Here is a 15,115-nt window from a genome sequence, read left to right as displayed (position 1 = left end):
GGTCCGGTGCCGTCACTCCTCGCTCCCGGCACCGGCGCGCCCCGCGGCTCGCTCACTTCACGTCCCTGGCCTGCGGCCGGGACCAGGGGTTTCACTTCACGTACCTGGCCAAGACCCCGCGCCGCCCCGGGGGCATCCCGCTCCCGGGCCGACGCGGGCACAGCCGCGCGGCGTCAGCCGACGGCGCCTTCCATCTGGAGCTCGATCAGCCGGTTGAGCTCCAGCGCGTACTCCATCGGCAGCTCGCGGGCGATCGGCTCCACGAAGCCACGGACGATCATCGCCATGGCCTCGTTCTCCGTCATGCCACGGCTCATCAGGTAGAAGAGCTGGTCCTCGCTGACCTTGGAGACCGTCGCCTCGTGGCCCATGGACACGTCGTCCTCGCGGACGTCCACGTACGGGTAGGTGTCCGAGCGGGAGATGGTGTCCACCAGCAGCGCGTCGCAGAGCACATTGGACTTGGAGCCCTCGGCGCCCTCGCCGATCTCGATCAGACCCCGGTAGGAGGTGCGGCCACCGCCACGGGCCACCGACTTGGAGACGATGGAGGAGGAGGTGCGCGGGGCCATGTGGACCATCTTGGCGCCCGCGTCCTGGTGCTGGCCCTCGCCGGCGAAGGCGATGGAGAGCGTCTCGCCCTTGGCGTGCTCGCCCATCAGGTAGACGGCGGGGTACTTCATGGTCACCTTGGAGCCGATGTTGCCGTCGACCCACTCCATGGTGGCGCCCTCGTAGGCGACGGCGCGCTTGGTGACCAGGTTGTAGACGTTGTTCGACCAGTTCTGGATGGTCGTGTAGCGGCAGCGGGCGCCCTTCTTGACGATGATCTCGACGACCGCGGAGTGCAGCGAGTCCGACTTGTAGATCGGCGCGGTGCAGCCCTCGACGTAGTGGACGTAGGCGTCCTCGTCGACGATGATCAGCGTCCGCTCGAACTGGCCCATGTTCTCGGTGTTGATCCGGAAGTAGGCCTGGAGCGGGATCTCCACGTGCACGCCCTTCGGCACGTAGATGAAGGAGCCGCCGGACCAGACGGCCGTGTTCAGCGCGGCGAACTTGTTGTCGCCGGCCGGGATCACGGTGCCGAAGTACTCCTGGAAGAGCTCCGGGTGCTCCTTGAGCGCGGTGTCGGTGTCCAGGAAGATGACGCCCTGCTCCTCCAGGTCCTCGCGGATCTGGTGGTAGACCACCTCGGACTCGTACTGGGCGGCGACACCGGCGACCAGGCGCTGCTTCTCCGCCTCCGGGATGCCGAGCTTGTCGTAGGTGTTCTTGATGTCGGCGGGCAGCTCGTCCCAGGTCGCGGCCTGCTTCTCGGTGGAGCGCACAAAGTACTTGATGTTGTCGAAGTCGATCCCGGAGAGGTCGGAGCCCCAGGTCGGCATCGGCTTCTTGTCGAACAGCCGCAGGCCCTTGAGCCGCAGCTTGAGCATCCACTCCGGCTCCGACTTCTTCCCGGAGATGTCGCGGACGACCTCTTCGCTCAGGCCGCGCTTGGCGGCGGCACCGGCGGCGTCGGGGTCGGCCCAGCCGTACTCGTAGTTGCCCAGACCCTCAAGCTCCGGGTGAGCGGTCGTGGTCATACGGGGTTCCTCCCGGAGACAGTTGCTGTCGTGGTGGTTCGGCTTGCGGTGGTGCGGCCCGCGGTGGTGCGGCCGGTGGTGGTGCGGCCTGCGGAACGCGTGCCGGCGGTCGGCACCGCACCGGATCGCCGCTCGCGTCGGGCGGCGGGTGGTGCGGCACCGGCGGCCGGCACATGGGTCGTGCAGACGCCGTCGCCATGGGCGATGGTGGCCAGTCGCTGCACGTGCGTGCCCAGCAGGCGGGAGAAGACCTCGGTCTCCGCCTCGCAGAGCTGGGGGAACTGCTCAGCGAGATGTGCCACCGGGCAGTGGTGCTGGCAGAGCTGCTCGCCGGCGGCGGCCTCCGCGGCGGACGGCATGCGCCGCACCGTCGCAGCGTACCCGTCGGCGCTCAGGGCGCGCGCGAGCGCTTCGGTACGCTCCTCGGGGCTCGCGCCGTCCAGGGCGGCGCCGTAGCGCTCCGCGTCCCGGCCCAACCGGGCCCGAGCGAAGGCGGCGACCGCCTCGGCGCCGGCCTCGCCGCCGCCTGCGGACTCCGCGATCCAGCGCAGGGCGTCGGCGGCGAACTGGTCGTACGCCTGGTAGAAGACGTCGCGGCCGCAGTCGGTGAGCGCGAAGAGCTTGGCCGGACGGCCGCGCCCCCGGTGCCCGTAGACCCGCTGCTCGCGGGATTCCACCAGGCCGGCGGCGGAAAGCCCGTCCAGATGGCGGCGGACGGCGGCGGCGGTCAGGCCCAGCCGGTCGGCCAGGTCGGCGGCGGTGGACGGACCATGGTCCAGAATGGACCGGGCGACCCGGCCGCGAGTAGCCTGCTGACCGCTCCGACCGGCGGCCTCGCCGCCCCGCGCGGACACGGGTGCAGCGGTGGCCGGCTCGGCCGCCTGCTGCTCCGGGTGCTCGCGCATGTATTTCACAACGCCATTGTTGCGTAATTCATTCCGATGCGACAACCCGGGCCGACTGCGGGCCGCGTGGTCTCGATCACCCAGGTAAGGCTTACCTGACCTGCATGAATCCGGATCTCCCCCTCCACCGTACGGCGGCGGCCACGCGGCCCCGGGGACGGGCGCGGCGGCGCGGTCCATAGACTCGACGCCATGGAAGCAGAACCCGCCGTCCGGGTGTCCGGACTGGTGAAGCGGTACGGCCCGAAGACCGCGGTGGACGGGCTGGACCTCACCGTGGCGAGCGGCACCGTCACCGCGGTGCTCGGGCCCAACGGGGCCGGCAAGACCACCACCGTCGAGACCTGCGAGGGCTACCGCCGCCCGGACGCCGGCACGGTACGCGTCCTCGGGCTGGACCCGGTCGCCGACGCCGCCCAGCTGCGGCCCAGGGTCGGCGTGATGCTCCAGTCCGGCGGCGTCTACCCCGGCGCCCGCGCCGTGGAGATCCTGCGGCACACCGCGAAGCTGCACGCCCACCCGCTGGACGTGGACGCGCTGGTGGCCCGGCTCGGCCTGGAGTCCTGCGGCCGCACGGCCTACCGGCGGCTCTCCGGCGGCCAGCGGCAGCGGCTGGCCCTGGCGATGGCCGTGGTGGGCCGCCCCGAGCTGGTCTTCCTGGACGAGCCGACCGCCGGCCTGGACCCGCAGGCCCGCCGGGCCACCTGGGACCTGGTCCGCGACCTGCGCGCCGACGGCGTCACCGTGGTGCTCACCACCCACGCCATGGACGAGGCCGAGGAGCTGGCCGACGACGTGGCGATCGTGGACGGCGGCCGGGTGATCGCCCAGGGCGGCACCGAGCAGCTGTGCCGCGCCGGCGCCGAGGACAGCCTGCGGTTCAGCGGCCCTCCCGGCCTGGACCTGGGCGCGCTGCTCAAGACGCTGCCGGACGGCACCGCCGCCGCCGAGCTCTCGCCCGGCAGCTACCAGGTGCGGGCCGCCCCGCTGGACCCGCAGCTGCTGGCCGCCGTCGCCGCCTGGTGCGCCGGGGTCGGCGTGCTGCCCGACCGGCTCGCGGTGGAGCGGCGCACCCTCGAAGACGTCTTCCTCGAACTGACCGGACGGGACCTGCGCTCATGACCACCACCACCGCGCCGGGCAGCCACACCCCCGCCCCCGGGGCCGCCCCGGTCGGCCGGATGCTGCTCGCGCAGACCGCCCTGGAGACGCGGATGCTGCTGCGCAACGGCGAGCAGCTGCTGCTGACGGTGGTCATCCCGACGGTGCTGCTGGTGCTGTTCAGCGCGGTGGACGTGGTGGACACCGCCGGGCCGGGCAAGCGGGTCGACTTCCTGGCGCCCGGACTGCTGGCCCTGGCCGTGCTGTCCACCGCCTTCACCGGGCAGGCCATCGCCACCGGCTTCGAGCGGCGCTACGGCGTACTGAAGCGGCTGGGGGCCAGCCCGCTGCCGCGCTGGGCGCTGCTGACCGCCAAGACCGGCTGCGTACTGGTCACCGAGATCCTCCAGGTGGCGCTGCTGTCGGTGATCGCGCTGACGCTGGGCTGGTCGCCGCACGGCGATCCGTTCTCGGTGGCCGCGCTGCTGCTGCTGGGGACGGCCGCCTTCTCCGGGCTGGGGCTGCTGATGGCCGGGACGCTGCGGGCGGAGGCGACCCTGGCCGCCGCCAACCTGGTCTTCGTCCTGCTGCTGCTGACGGGCGGGGTGGTGGTGCCGCTGGAGAAGTTCCCGTCCGCCGTCAGCGGGGTGCTGGAGCTGCTGCCGATCAGCGCGCTGTCGGACGGGCTGCGCCAGGTGCTCCAGCAGGGCGCCGGGCTGCCCTGGGCGGATCTGGGCATCCTCGCCGGCTGGGCGGTGCTGGGGCTGGGCGCGGCGGCCCGCTTCTTCCGCTGGGAGTGAGCGCGGGGGTGAGCGTGGCGGACGCGGTACGGCGGCGGGCCCGGAACCAGGCGGTTCCGGGCCCGCCGCCGTTCACGGGCGGGGCCTGGTCAGCCCCGGCTGCCCCGGCGGCGCCGGGCCAGGACGAGCAGGACGCCGCCGACGACCACCACGGCCGCCGCGACCCCGGCGATGATCGGGGTGCTGCTGGAAGAGCCGGTCTCGGCCAGGTTGGGGCCGGACGGCGACGGCGCGGGCACCACGGCCGGGGCGCTGCTGCTCGGCGCCTCGGCGGGGGTGGTCGGCGCGGGCGTCGTCGGGACGGGCGTCGTCGGGACGGCCGTGGTCGGGGCGGCCGTGGTGGGGGCGGCCGTGGTCGGCGGCGGAGTGGTCTCGGCCGCTGTGGTGGCCGGGGTGGTGGCGGGGGTGGTGGGCGGCGGGGTGGTCGGCGTCTCATGGCCGGGGCAGACCGGGGCGGTCTTGTGCTCGTCCCGGGAGTACTGGTCGCCGTCGCCGGCCTTCACCACCAGCTCGACGCTGAGTTCCTCGCTGTGCTCGGGGAGCGTGGCCTGCCGGCTGAGGCTCTCCCGGAACGTCACGGGACCGAGCACCGTCTCACCGCCGGCGGTGACGGTGAGGGTGTTGTCGACCTTCCCGTTGTAGCCGGTGAGGTCGACGGAGACCGTCGAGCAGTCCACCGACCAGTCGGAGACATGGGCGGAGGCGGAGCCCGCCAGCACCCCCGTCCCGAGAAGTGCGGTCGCCGCAGCCACGGCCGCGATCCCGCTGCGTACCCGCCCCTGACGCGTCATTGGTTGATCCCTCCGAGCGTTCGCTCCCCCTGCGGTCGATGTCACGCAGGGCTGTTCACCGGACTCTACAGGTACGCGTCAACGCACTTGGGCGTACCCCGGGTTGCCGACGCGGCTGCGGGCCGACGGGGCGCGGGGACGCCGCCCGCCCCGCCCCCCGGGGTCGGGACGGGGGGCGGGGCGACCTACGATGTGGGGGTGCGTACCCCCTTGTCCTACCTCGCCGAGCGGCTGGAGCCCTCGGCGAAGGCCGTGCGCTGGGCCTGCCTCGCGGCCCTGGTGATGGCGGTGGTCATCGTGGTGACCGGCGCCGCCGTGCGGCTGACCTCCTCCGGTCTCGGCTGCCCGACCTGGCCGAAGTGCACCTCGGAGACCCTGGCGCCGACCCCGGCGATGGGTATCCGCGGGGTCATCGAGTTCACCAACCGGATGCTGACGTATGTGCTGTGCGCGGCGGTCGGCGCGGCGATCATCGCGGCCCGCTGCCGGACGCCGTGGCGGCGCAGCCTCACCCGGCTGGGGTGGGCGCAGTTCTGGGTCGTGATGAGCAACGCCGTGATCGGCGGCATCACCGTGCTCACCGGCCTCAACCCGTACACCGTCGCCGTCCACCTGCTGTCCTCGATGGCGCTGGTCTGGGTGGCGCTGGTGATGTGGGAGCGGTCCAAGGAGGGCGACGGGCCGGCCGAGCCGGTCGTCTCGCGGCCGCTGGTGCGGCTCTCCCAGGTGCTGGTGGCGGTGGTCGGCTGCCTGGTGGTGGCGGGCACCGTGGTCACCGGGACGGGCAAGCACTCCGGTGACTCCAGCGATGTGCCGCGCATCCCGCTGGACTACGACCGGGTGTCCCAGTTCCACGCCGACTTCGCCTTCATCAGCGTGGGGCTGTCGCTGGCGCTGATCTTCGCGCTGTACGCGGTCAAGGCGCCCGCCCCGGTCCGGGCGCGGGCCCGGGACCTGCTGGTCGTGCTGCTGGCCCAGGGGGTCATCGGCTTCGTCCAGTTCTTCACCGGTTCGCCGGAGGTGCTGGTCGGCGCCCATCTGCTGGGCTCCGCTCTGGTCTGGATCGCGGCTCTGCGCATCCCGCTGGCCCTCCGCGTCCGCCCGGCCCTCCCGGCCACCGCCCCCGCCGCCGAGCCCGCCCCGGCCCTCACCGGCGCCTGAGGGCGGCCGCCTGGCGGCGCGGGCGCAGAGCAGCACTTCAGGAGCGCGCGGAACAGTCCGCTCAGCGCTCTACGAATACGCACGGTTGCTCGCGCGGTTCCGCGCGCCCCCGCGGGGTCGCCCAGGCACGCGAAGCACCGCGGGGTCGCTCACGCGGTTCCGGGCGCCCCCTCCGGGCTGCCGGTCAGGCCGGGTGGCCGCCGCCGAGCTGGATGCCGGCCATCCGGGACCACTCATACGAGGAGGTCCGGAGCTTGAGTGCCAGCTCGCCGTCGAAGGAGTCGTGCAGGGTGAGCCCCGCCAGTTCGGCGGCCCGCCGCGCGATGTCGTAGCGGGGGGCCACCTGGTCCCCCCAGGCGCCGTCCGCGCCGACCAGCACGATCCGGGTGGAGCCGCGCCCCACGTACTGCACCACCCCGTCGGCGCTGCCGCCGTGCTTGGCCGCGAAGGAGCTGATGCTCCTGGCGATCCGCTTGGCCCGGCGCTGGTCCCGGCCGCTGTCCCCGGCCGGGCTGGTCTCTGTTTCGCTGCTCATGGCCGCATGCTACCCACCGGTAGCCGCTGTGGCGACGGCCCGGCCGCGACTGTGCGGTGCCCCACAGACGCCGGCGGCCCCGCCGTCCGTACGAACACGTCGTACGGACGGCGGGGCCGCCGGTGAAGTTCCTAGCGCAGGAAGGGGTCGATCGCCACCGCGATGAAGAGCAGCGTCAGATAGGTGATGGACCAGTGGAAGAGCCGCATCTCCTTGAGCTTGGCCCCCACCAGGCCCGCCTTGGCCCTGCCGTACAGCCCGTGCGCCTCGCGCAGCCAGAACGCGCCGAGCAGCAGCGCCACCGCCGGGTAGAGCCAGCCGGTGTGGCCGAGCGGCCAGAGCGCCATCGAGACGGCGACCATCACCCAGGAGTAGATGACGATCTGCCGGGCGACCACGGTGTTGGAGGCGACCACCGGGAGCATCGGGACGCCCACGTTGGCGTAGTCCTCCTTCACCTTCATGGAGAGCGGCCAGTAGTGCGGCGGCGTCCAGAAGAAGATGACCAGGAAGAGCACCACGGCCGCCCAGGAGAGCGAGCCGGTCACCGCCGCCCAGCCGATGAAGACCGGCATGCAGCCGGCGATGCCGCCCCAGACGATGTTCTGCGGGGTGCGGCGCTTCAGGCCGAGGGTGTAGCCGAAGACGTAGAAGAGGAGCGCGGCGAGGGCCAGCCCGGCGGAGAGCCAGTTGACGAAGTAGCCGAGCCAGAGCGTGGAGACGGCCGCCAGCGCGATGCCGAAGACCAGTGCCTCGCGCGGCGAGACCATCCCGGTGACCAGCGGGCGCCGCTCGGTGCGACTCATCCGGGCGTCGATGTCCCGGTCGAAGTACATGTTGAGGGTGTTCGCGCCGCCTGCGGAGAGGAAGCCGCCGACGACGACGTGGAGCACCTTCCACGGATCGGGGACGCCGCCCTGAGCGAGGAACATCACCGGAACCGTGGAGATCAGCAGCAGTTCGATGATGCGTGGTTTGGTCAGCGCGACAAAGGCCCCGACACGGGCCCGGAACGGCCGGTGCCCGGGGGTCGCCCCGACGACCCCGGCGGGGCGGGATTCGACGGCGGTCACGGACACCCCTGGTCTATGAAGATTCGCGGGCGCCGAAGAACCGGCCGCCCTGCGCGTACCACGCCACTTTAGACGTTGCCGGGTCACCGCCCGCGCCGGGGGTCCCCGTGTTGCCGGGCGTACGGCCGGCGAAGTCGCGGCGGGAATTCGGGAAACCTTGTGATCAGTTGTTTCGAGCGCAGGAGGCGGGCAGGAGCCCGAACGGTAGGCTCGCACGTAGAAGCGGGATGAGCCCTCCGTGACTACAGACAGCCGCGACGTCAGGCCCGCAGCGCAGCGACTGGCCGGCGTGGTCCTCAGCACGGGGTCGACTGAATACGGAAGGAGCCCTGAACCAGGGTGAGCACCAAGCCGACTAACGCATTCGAGTGGACCGATCTGGACAGGCGTTCGGTGGACACGGTGCGTGTCCTCGCGATGGACGCGGTGCAGAAGGTCGGCAACGGGCACCCGGGCACGGCGATGAGCCTTGCCCCGGCTGCCTACCTGATCTTCCAGCGCTTCCTGCGGCACGACCCGACCGACCCGGCATGGACCGGACGCGACCGTTTCGTCCTGTCGCCCGGTCACACCAGCCTGACGCTGTACGCGCAGCTGTTCCTGTCGGGCTACGGCCTGACGCTGGAGGACCTGAAGTCCTTCCGCAAGTGGGGCAGCAAGACGCCGGGCCACCCGGAGCACGGCCACACCGCGGGTGTGGAGACCACCACCGGCCCGCTCGGCCAGGGCATCGGCAACGCGGTGGGCATGGCGATGGCGGCCCGCTACGAGCGCGGCCTGTTCGACCCGGAGGCGCCGGCCGGCGCCTCCCCGTTCGACCACACCATCTGGGCGATCGTCTCGGACGGCGACCTGGAGGAGGGCATCTCGGCCGAGGCGTCCTCGCTGGCGGGCCATCAGAAGCTGGGCAACCTGGTCGCGCTGTACGACGACAACCACATCTCCATCGAGGGTGACACCGAGACCGCCTTCTCCGAGGACGTCCTCGGCCGGTACGAGGCGTACGGCTGGCACGTACAGCGCATCACCCCGCAGGAGGACGGCGACATCGACGTCGCCGCCCTGCACGCCGCGCTGAAGGCCGCCAAGGACGAGACCGAGCGCCCGTCGATCATCGCGATGCGCACCATCATCGCCTGGCCGGCGCCGCACGCGCAGAACACCGGCAAGGCGCACGGCTCGGCACTGGGCGAGCAGGAGGTCGCGGCCACCAAGAAGGTGCTGGGCTTCGACCCGGAGCAGCACTTCGAGGTCGCCGACGACGTGCTGGCCCACGCGCGCGGCGTGGTGGAGCGCGGCCGCAAGCTGCACGCCGAGTGGGAGGAGCAGTTCACCGCCTGGCGCGAGGCCAACCCGGAGCGGGCCGCCGAGTTCGACCGCATCGTGGCCGGCCGGCTGCCGGTGGGCTGGGACAAGGCCCTGCCGTCCTTCCCGGCGAGCGACAAGGGCGTCGCGACCCGCAAGGCGTCCGGCTCGGTGCTGGAGGCGCTGGGCCCGGTGGTCCCGGAGCTGTGGGGCGGCTCGGCCGACCTCGCGGAGTCCAACCTGACCACCATCGAGGAGGGTTCGTCCTTCCTGCCCGAGGGCAACCCGCTGCCGGGCGCCTCGCCGTACGGCCGCCAGGTGCACTGGGGCATCCGTGAGCACGCCATGGGTTCGACGATGAACGGCATCGCGCTGCACGGCAACACCCGGGTCTTCGGCGGCACCTTCCTGGTGTTCTCCGACTACATGCGCCCGGCGGTCCGGCTGGCCGCGCTGATGAAGCTGCCGGTCACCTACGTCTGGACGCACGACTCCATCGGCCTGGGCGAGGACGGCCCCACCCACCAGCCGATCGAGCACCTGGCCGCGCTGCGGGCCATCCCCGGCCTGGCCGTGGTCCGCCCCGGCGACGCCAACGAGACCGTCGTGGCCTGGCGGACGGTGCTGGAGCGGCACGCCGCCAAGCCCGGCCCGACCGGCCTGGCGCTGACCCGGCAGAATGTGCCGACCTACGACCGGGAGAGCGGCGAGTTCGCCTCGGCCGAGGGCACCGCCAAGGGCGGGTACGTCCTCCAGGACGCCTCGGCCGGCCGCCCGCAGGTCATCCTGATCGGCACCGGCTCCGAGCTCCAGCTGGCCGTCAAGGCCCGCAAGGACCTGGAGGCCGCCGGCATCCCGACCCGGGTGGTCTCCATGCCGTCCGTCGAGTGGTTCAACGAGCAGGACGAGTCGTACCGCGACGCGGTGCTGCCCCCGGACATCAAGGCGCGGGTCTCGGTGGAGGCCGGCATCGCCCAGGGCTGGCGGGAGATCGTCGGCGACAGCGGGCGCATCGTCTCGCTGGAGCACTTCGGTGCCTCCGCCGACTACGAGATCCTGTTCGAGCAGTTCGGCATCACCCCCGAGGCCGTGGTGGCCGCCGCCCACGACTCGATCACCGCAGCTACCCGCTGACACCCGGCGGTACGGGCCGCGTTCCGCCCGCGCGCGGTACGCGGCCCGTCCCCCGGCACGGCGGAGTGACGACCAAGAGGAAGAGAAGAGAAGGATCATGACCGACGCACTCAAGCGCCTCAGCGACGAAGGCGTTGCCATCTGGCTGGACGACCTCAGCCGCAAGCGGCTGAACACCGGCAACCTGGCCGAGCTGGTGCGCGACAAGCACGTGGTCGGTGTCACCACCAACCCCACCATCTTCCAGAAGGCCATCGGCGGCAAGGACGACTCCTACGACGAGCAGCTCCGCGACCTCGCGGTGCGCGGCGTCACCACGGAGGAGGCCGTCCGCATGATCACCACGGCGGACGTCCGCGAGGCCGCCGACGTGCTGCGTCCCGTCTACGACGCCAGCAACGGCCGCGACGGCCGGGTCTCCATCGAGGTGGACCCCCGGCTGGCCCACCGCACCGAGGCCACGGTGGCCGAGGCGCGGCAGCTGTGGTGGCTGGTGGACCGTCCCAACGTCTTCATCAAGATCCCCGCCACCAAGGCCGGGCTGCCCGCCATCGCGGCCACCCTGGGCGAGGGCATCAGCGTCAACGTCACGCTGATCTTCTCCCTGGAGCGCTACCGCGCGGTGATGGACGCCTACCTCACCGGTCTGGAGAAGGCCAAGGCCAACGGCCACGACCTGTCCACCATCGAGTCGGTGGCGTCGTTCTTCGTCTCCCGGGTGGACACCGAGATCGACAAGCGGCTGGACAAGATCGGCGGCGACGCCAAGAAGCTGCGCAGCAAGGCCGCGCTGGCCAACGCCCGGCTGGCCTACCAGGCGTACGAGGAGGTGTTCGGCTCCGAGCGCTGGAAGGCGCTGGAGGCCGCCGGCGCCAAGCCGCAGCGCCCGCTGTGGGCCTCCACCGGTGTCAAGGACCCGGCCCTGCCGGACACCCTGTACGTCACCGAGCTGGTCGCCCCGGGCACGGTCAACACCATGCCGGAGGCCACCCTGCTGGCGACCGGCGACCACGGCGAGATCACCGGTGACACCATCACCGGCGGCTACGCCCAGGCCAAGGCCGACATGGACGCCATCGCGGCGGCCGGGGTCGACTACGACGACGTCGTCCAGGTGCTGGAGGACGAGGGCGTGGAGAAGTTCGAGGCGTCCTGGGTGGAGCTGCTGGACACCGTCACGGCGTCCCTGCAGTCCTTCGCGCAGAACCCGGGCAAGTGATCAAGCCTCCCACCGCTGTCTGACGAAACGGGGCCACCACCAGTGAGCAAGTCAGATACTGCCGGGCTCCCGCAGGGCAACCCCCTGCGGGACCCCGCAGACCGGCGACTCCCCCGCATCGCGGGCCCGTCCGGTCTGGTCATCTTCGGTGTCACCGGAGATCTGTCCCGCAAGAAGCTCATGCCCGCCGTGTACGACCTGGCGAACCGGGGGCTGCTGCCGCCGGGCTTCTCGCTGATCGGCTTCGCCCGGCGCGACTGGGCGGACGAGGACTTCGCGCAGGAGGTCCACGACGCCGTCAAGGAGCACGCCAGGACCCCGTTCCGTGAGGAGGTCTGGCAGCAGCTCGCCAAGGGCATGCGGTTCGTGCCCGGCGAGTTCGACGACGACAACGCCTTCGAGACGCTGCGCGCCACCATCGAGGACCTGGACCGGGTGCAGGGCACCGGGGGCAACTTCGCCTTCTACCTGTCCGTGCCGCCGAAGTTCTTCCCCAAGGTCGTCGAGCAGCTGAAGAAGCACGGCCTGGCCAGCCCGCCCAAGGGCTCCTGGCGCCGTGCGGTGATCGAGAAGCCGTTCGGCCACGACCTGGCGAGCGCCCAGGAGCTGAACCGGATCGTGCACGGGGTCTTCCCGTCCAACGAGGTCTTCCGGATCGACCACTACCTGGGCAAGGAGACGGTCCAGAACATCCTGGCGCTGCGCTTCGCCAACACCCTGTTCGAGCCGATCTGGAACCGGTCGTACGTCGACCATGTGCAGATCACCATGGCGGAGGACATCGGGATCGGCGGCCGGGCCGGCTACTACGACGGCATCGGCTCGGCCCGCGACGTCATCCAGAACCACCTGCTCCAGCTGCTGGCGCTGACCGCCATGGAGGAGCCCGGCTCCTTCGAGGCCGATGCGCTGGTGGCGGAGAAGATCAAGGTGCTGGGTGCCGTCCGGCTCCCCGACGACCTGGGCAAGCACACCGTGCGCGGCCAGTACGCGCACGGCTGGCAGGGCGGCGAGGAGGTGATCGGCTACCTGGAGGAGGACGGCATCGACCCGGCCTCCAAGACCGACACCTTCGCGGCGGTCAAGCTGGAGGTCAACACCCGGCGCTGGGCCGGGGTGCCGTTCTACCTGCGCACCGGCAAGCGGCTGGGCCGCCGGGTCACCGAGATCGCGGTGGTCTTCCAGCGGGCGCCGTATCTGCCGTTCGACTCGTACGCCACCGAGGAGCTCGGGGAGAACGCCCTGGTCATCCGGGTCCAGCCGGACGAGGGCGTCACGGTGCGGTTCGGCTCCAAGGTGCCCGGCACCGCGATGGAGGTCCGGGACGTCACCATGGACTTCGCCTACGGCGAGTCCTTCACCGAGTCCAGCCCGGAGGCGTACGAGCGGCTGCTGCTGGATGTGCTGCTGGGCGACGCCAACCTCTTCCCGCGCACCCAGGAGGTCGAGCTGTCCTGGAAGATCCTCGACCCGATCGAGGAGCACTGGGAGAAGCACGGCAAGCCCGCCCAGTACGCCGCCGGCACCTGGGGCCCCACCGAAGCGGACGAGATGCTCGCACGAGACGGACGGAGCTGGCGCAGGCCATGAACACCGACCTGACGGACACCACGTCCAGCAAGATCAACAACGCGTTGACGGAGGCGCGCCGGTCCATCGGCGCCGCCGCCATCGGCATGGTGCTGACCCTGGTCATCGTCACCGACGAGGGCAGCGCGTACGACGCCCTCAAGGCCGCCGCCGAGGCGTCCCGGGAGCACCCGTCCCGCATCCTGGCCGTCATCAAGCGCCCCGGCCGCTCCCCCAGGGCGCGGGCCGAGGCACGGCTGGACGCCGAGATCCGGGTCGGCTCGGACGCCGGCACCGGGGAGATCGTGGTCCTGCGGCTGCACGGCGAACTGGCCAGCCAGGCCCAGTCCGTGGTGCTGCCGCTGCTGCTGCCGGACGCCCCGGTGGTGGTCTGGTGGCCGGAGAACGCCCCGGACCACCCGGCGGCCGACCCGCTGGGTGCCCTGGCGCAGCGCCGGATCACCGACACCATGACCGCCGAGTCCCCGGTGGACGCGCTGGGCGCCCGCGCCGAGGCGTACACGCCGGGCGACACCGACCTGGCCTGGACCCGGATCACCCCGTGGCGCAGCATGCTGGCCGCCGCCATGGACCAGCGCCGGGCCTGGGTCACCTCCGCCGTGGTGGAGGGCGAGTCGTACAACCCCAGCGTGGAGCTGCTCGGCATGTGGCTCGCCGACCGGCTGAAGGTGCCGGTGGAGCGGGTGGTCAGCAACGGTCCGGGGCTGACCGCCGTCCGGCTGCGCACCGACGGCGGGGATGTGGTCCTGGACCGCGCCGACGGGCTGATGGCCACGCTGTCGATGCCCGACCAGCCGGACCGGCAGGTCGCGCTGAAGCGGCGGGAGACCACCGAGCTGATCGCGGAGGAGCTGCGCCGGCTGGACCCGGACGACATCTACGCCGCCGCGGTCCGGGTCGGGGTCGACCGGCTGACCAGCTCCGACGGGTCGAAGGCGGGCGGTGACCAGGCCAAGGGCGACTCGGCGTCCGAGGCGTCCGAGGCGTCCGGCGCGTCCGAGGCGTCCTCCGGTGCCGCCTCGGCCGGCCGGGTGACGGCCGCGTCGTCGGCCCCGGCGCCGAAGACGGCGTCGGCCAAGCGGACCACCCGGCGGAGCGGGTCATGACGCCGGCACCGCAGATCGTGGTCCACCGGGACAAGGAGCTGATGGCCCAGGCCGCGGCGGCCCGGCTGATCACCCGGGTGGTGGACGTCCAGGCCGCCCGGGGCAGTGCCTCGGTGGTGCTGACCGGCGGCCGCAACGGCAATGCGCTGCTCGCGGCCATCGCCGCCTCCCCCGCGCGGGACGCGGTGGACTGGGCGCGGCTGGATCTGTGGTGGGGCGACGAGCGGTTCCTGCCGGAGGGCGACGGCGAGCGCAATGTCGTCCAGGCCCGGGAGGCGCTGCTGGACCAGGTGCCGCTGGACCCGGCGCGGGTGCACGCGATGCCCGCCTCGGACGGCCCGGCGGGCGGTGACGCCGAGGCCGCCGCCGAGCAGTACGCGGCGGAGCTGGCCGAGGCGGCCCGGCCGGAGGACCACGCGGCGGTGCCGTCGTTCGACGTGCTGCTGCTGGGCCTGGGCCCGGACACCCATGTGGCGTCGCTCTTCCCGGAGCACCCCGGGGTGCGGGAGACCGAGCGCACCGTGATCGGGGTGCACGGCTCCCCCAAGCCGCCGCCGACCCGGATCTCGCTCACCCTGCCGGCCATCCGGGCGGCGCGCGAGGTCTGGTTGCTGGCGGCGGGCGAGGACAAGGCCGATGCGGCGGCGCTGGCGCTGTCCGGGCCGGGCGAGTTCCAGGCTCCGGCGTCCGGCGCGTACGGGCGGAGCCGCACCCTGTGGCTGCTGGACCGGGCGGCGGCCTCGGCGCTGCCGCCGGAGCTCTACCCGGCGGCCTCCGCCTAGCCGGCAGGTGGCGCCGTACGGCCCTGC

General features: G+C 72.4%; 13 protein-coding genes. 8 read left to right on the top strand and 5 right to left on the bottom strand.

All coding sequences use genetic code 11. The features are described 5' to 3' along the window. Positions 1 to 173: 173 nt before the first annotated feature. A complete protein-coding gene (gene sufB / locus ACIQGZ_RS25080; protein ID WP_402605696.1) occupies positions 174 to 1,586 on the bottom strand; it encodes a Fe-S cluster assembly protein SufB in 1,413 nt (470 codons plus the stop codon). Then, positions 1,583 to 2,491 (bottom strand): helix-turn-helix transcriptional regulator, encoded by a 909-nt coding sequence (locus tag ACIQGZ_RS25075; RefSeq protein ID WP_402605779.1) that lies wholly within the window; start codon positions 2,489 to 2,491, stop codon positions 1,583 to 1,585. Before ACIQGZ_RS25075 ends, sufB begins: the two co-directional genes overlap by 4 nt. 192 nt (positions 2,492 to 2,683) lie before the next feature. On the opposite strand from ACIQGZ_RS25075, the gene ACIQGZ_RS25070 reads away from it, so the two are divergent. Beyond that, positions 2,684 to 3,613 (top strand): ABC transporter ATP-binding protein, encoded by a 930-nt coding sequence (locus ACIQGZ_RS25070; protein WP_402605693.1) that lies wholly within the window; start codon positions 2,684 to 2,686, stop codon positions 3,611 to 3,613. Further along, positions 3,610 to 4,392: an ABC transporter permease gene (locus ACIQGZ_RS25065; protein WP_402605690.1), complete on the top strand. Its 783-nt coding sequence runs from the start codon at positions 3,610 to 3,612 to the stop codon at positions 4,390 to 4,392. Before ACIQGZ_RS25070 ends, ACIQGZ_RS25065 begins: the two co-directional genes overlap by 4 nt. Positions 4,393 to 4,481: 89 nt before the next feature. On the opposite strand, the gene ACIQGZ_RS25060 is transcribed toward ACIQGZ_RS25065, so the two are convergent. Next, positions 4,482 to 5,183 carry an LAETG motif-containing sortase-dependent surface protein gene (locus ACIQGZ_RS25060; protein WP_402605687.1) on the bottom strand — a complete coding sequence of 234 codons (702 nt, stop codon included), beginning with the start codon at positions 5,181 to 5,183 and terminating at the stop codon, positions 4,482 to 4,484. 198 nt (positions 5,184 to 5,381) lie between these two features. Here ACIQGZ_RS25060 and ACIQGZ_RS25055 point away from each other — a divergent pair, with 198 nt between their 5' ends. Beyond that, complete coding sequence (locus ACIQGZ_RS25055; RefSeq protein WP_402605684.1) at positions 5,382 to 6,344, top strand: heme A synthase; 963 nt, start codon at positions 5,382 to 5,384, stop codon at positions 6,342 to 6,344. A 184-nt stretch (positions 6,345 to 6,528) separates the two neighbouring features. On the opposite strand, the gene ACIQGZ_RS25050 is transcribed toward ACIQGZ_RS25055, so the two are convergent. Together ACIQGZ_RS25050 and ACIQGZ_RS25045 are read right to left on the bottom strand one after the other, a co-directional pair. Further along, positions 6,529 to 6,879, bottom strand: a complete 351-nt coding sequence (locus tag ACIQGZ_RS25050) for a hypothetical protein (RefSeq protein WP_402605682.1) — start codon at positions 6,877 to 6,879, stop codon at positions 6,529 to 6,531. A gap of 131 nt (positions 6,880 to 7,010) precedes the next feature. After that, the gene (locus ACIQGZ_RS25045) at positions 7,011 to 7,952 is read right to left on the bottom strand and encodes a heme o synthase (RefSeq protein ID WP_402605680.1); all 942 of its coding nucleotides are present in this window, start codon (positions 7,950 to 7,952) and stop codon (positions 7,011 to 7,013) included. A 339-nt stretch (positions 7,953 to 8,291) separates the two neighbouring features. On the opposite strand from ACIQGZ_RS25045, the gene tkt reads away from it, so the two are divergent. The 5 genes from tkt to pgl all read left to right on the top strand — a co-directional run bounded on the left by tkt (position 8,292) and on the right by pgl (position 15,088). Next, positions 8,292 to 10,391 (top strand): transketolase, encoded by a 2,100-nt coding sequence (tkt, locus tag ACIQGZ_RS25040; RefSeq protein WP_402605678.1) that lies wholly within the window; start codon positions 8,292 to 8,294, stop codon positions 10,389 to 10,391. Between the two features lie 97 nt (positions 10,392 to 10,488). Then, positions 10,489 to 11,610 (top strand): transaldolase, encoded by a 1,122-nt coding sequence (gene tal / locus ACIQGZ_RS25035; protein ID WP_402605676.1) that lies wholly within the window; start codon positions 10,489 to 10,491, stop codon positions 11,608 to 11,610. 42 nt (positions 11,611 to 11,652) lie between these two features. Beyond that, entirely contained in the window at positions 11,653 to 13,200 is a 1,548-nt protein-coding gene (gene zwf / locus ACIQGZ_RS25030) for a glucose-6-phosphate dehydrogenase (RefSeq protein WP_402605673.1), read from the top strand. After that, complete coding sequence (gene opcA, locus ACIQGZ_RS25025) at positions 13,197 to 14,306, top strand: glucose-6-phosphate dehydrogenase assembly protein OpcA (RefSeq protein ID WP_402605671.1); 1,110 nt, start codon at positions 13,197 to 13,199, stop codon at positions 14,304 to 14,306. Before zwf ends, opcA begins: the two co-directional genes overlap by 4 nt. Beyond that, complete coding sequence (gene pgl / locus ACIQGZ_RS25020) at positions 14,303 to 15,088, top strand: 6-phosphogluconolactonase (protein ID WP_402605668.1); 786 nt, start codon at positions 14,303 to 14,305, stop codon at positions 15,086 to 15,088. Before opcA ends, pgl begins: the two co-directional genes overlap by 4 nt. Positions 15,089 to 15,115: the final 27 nt, after the last annotated feature.

Origin of the sequence: Streptomyces sp. NPDC092296 (assembly GCF_044755465.1) — a bacterium.
Taxonomy (GTDB): domain Bacteria; phylum Actinomycetota; class Actinomycetes; order Streptomycetales; family Streptomycetaceae; genus Peterkaempfera.
The sequence above is the reverse complement of the archived record's forward strand: the minus strand, read 5'-3'. Positions and strand labels throughout refer to the sequence as shown.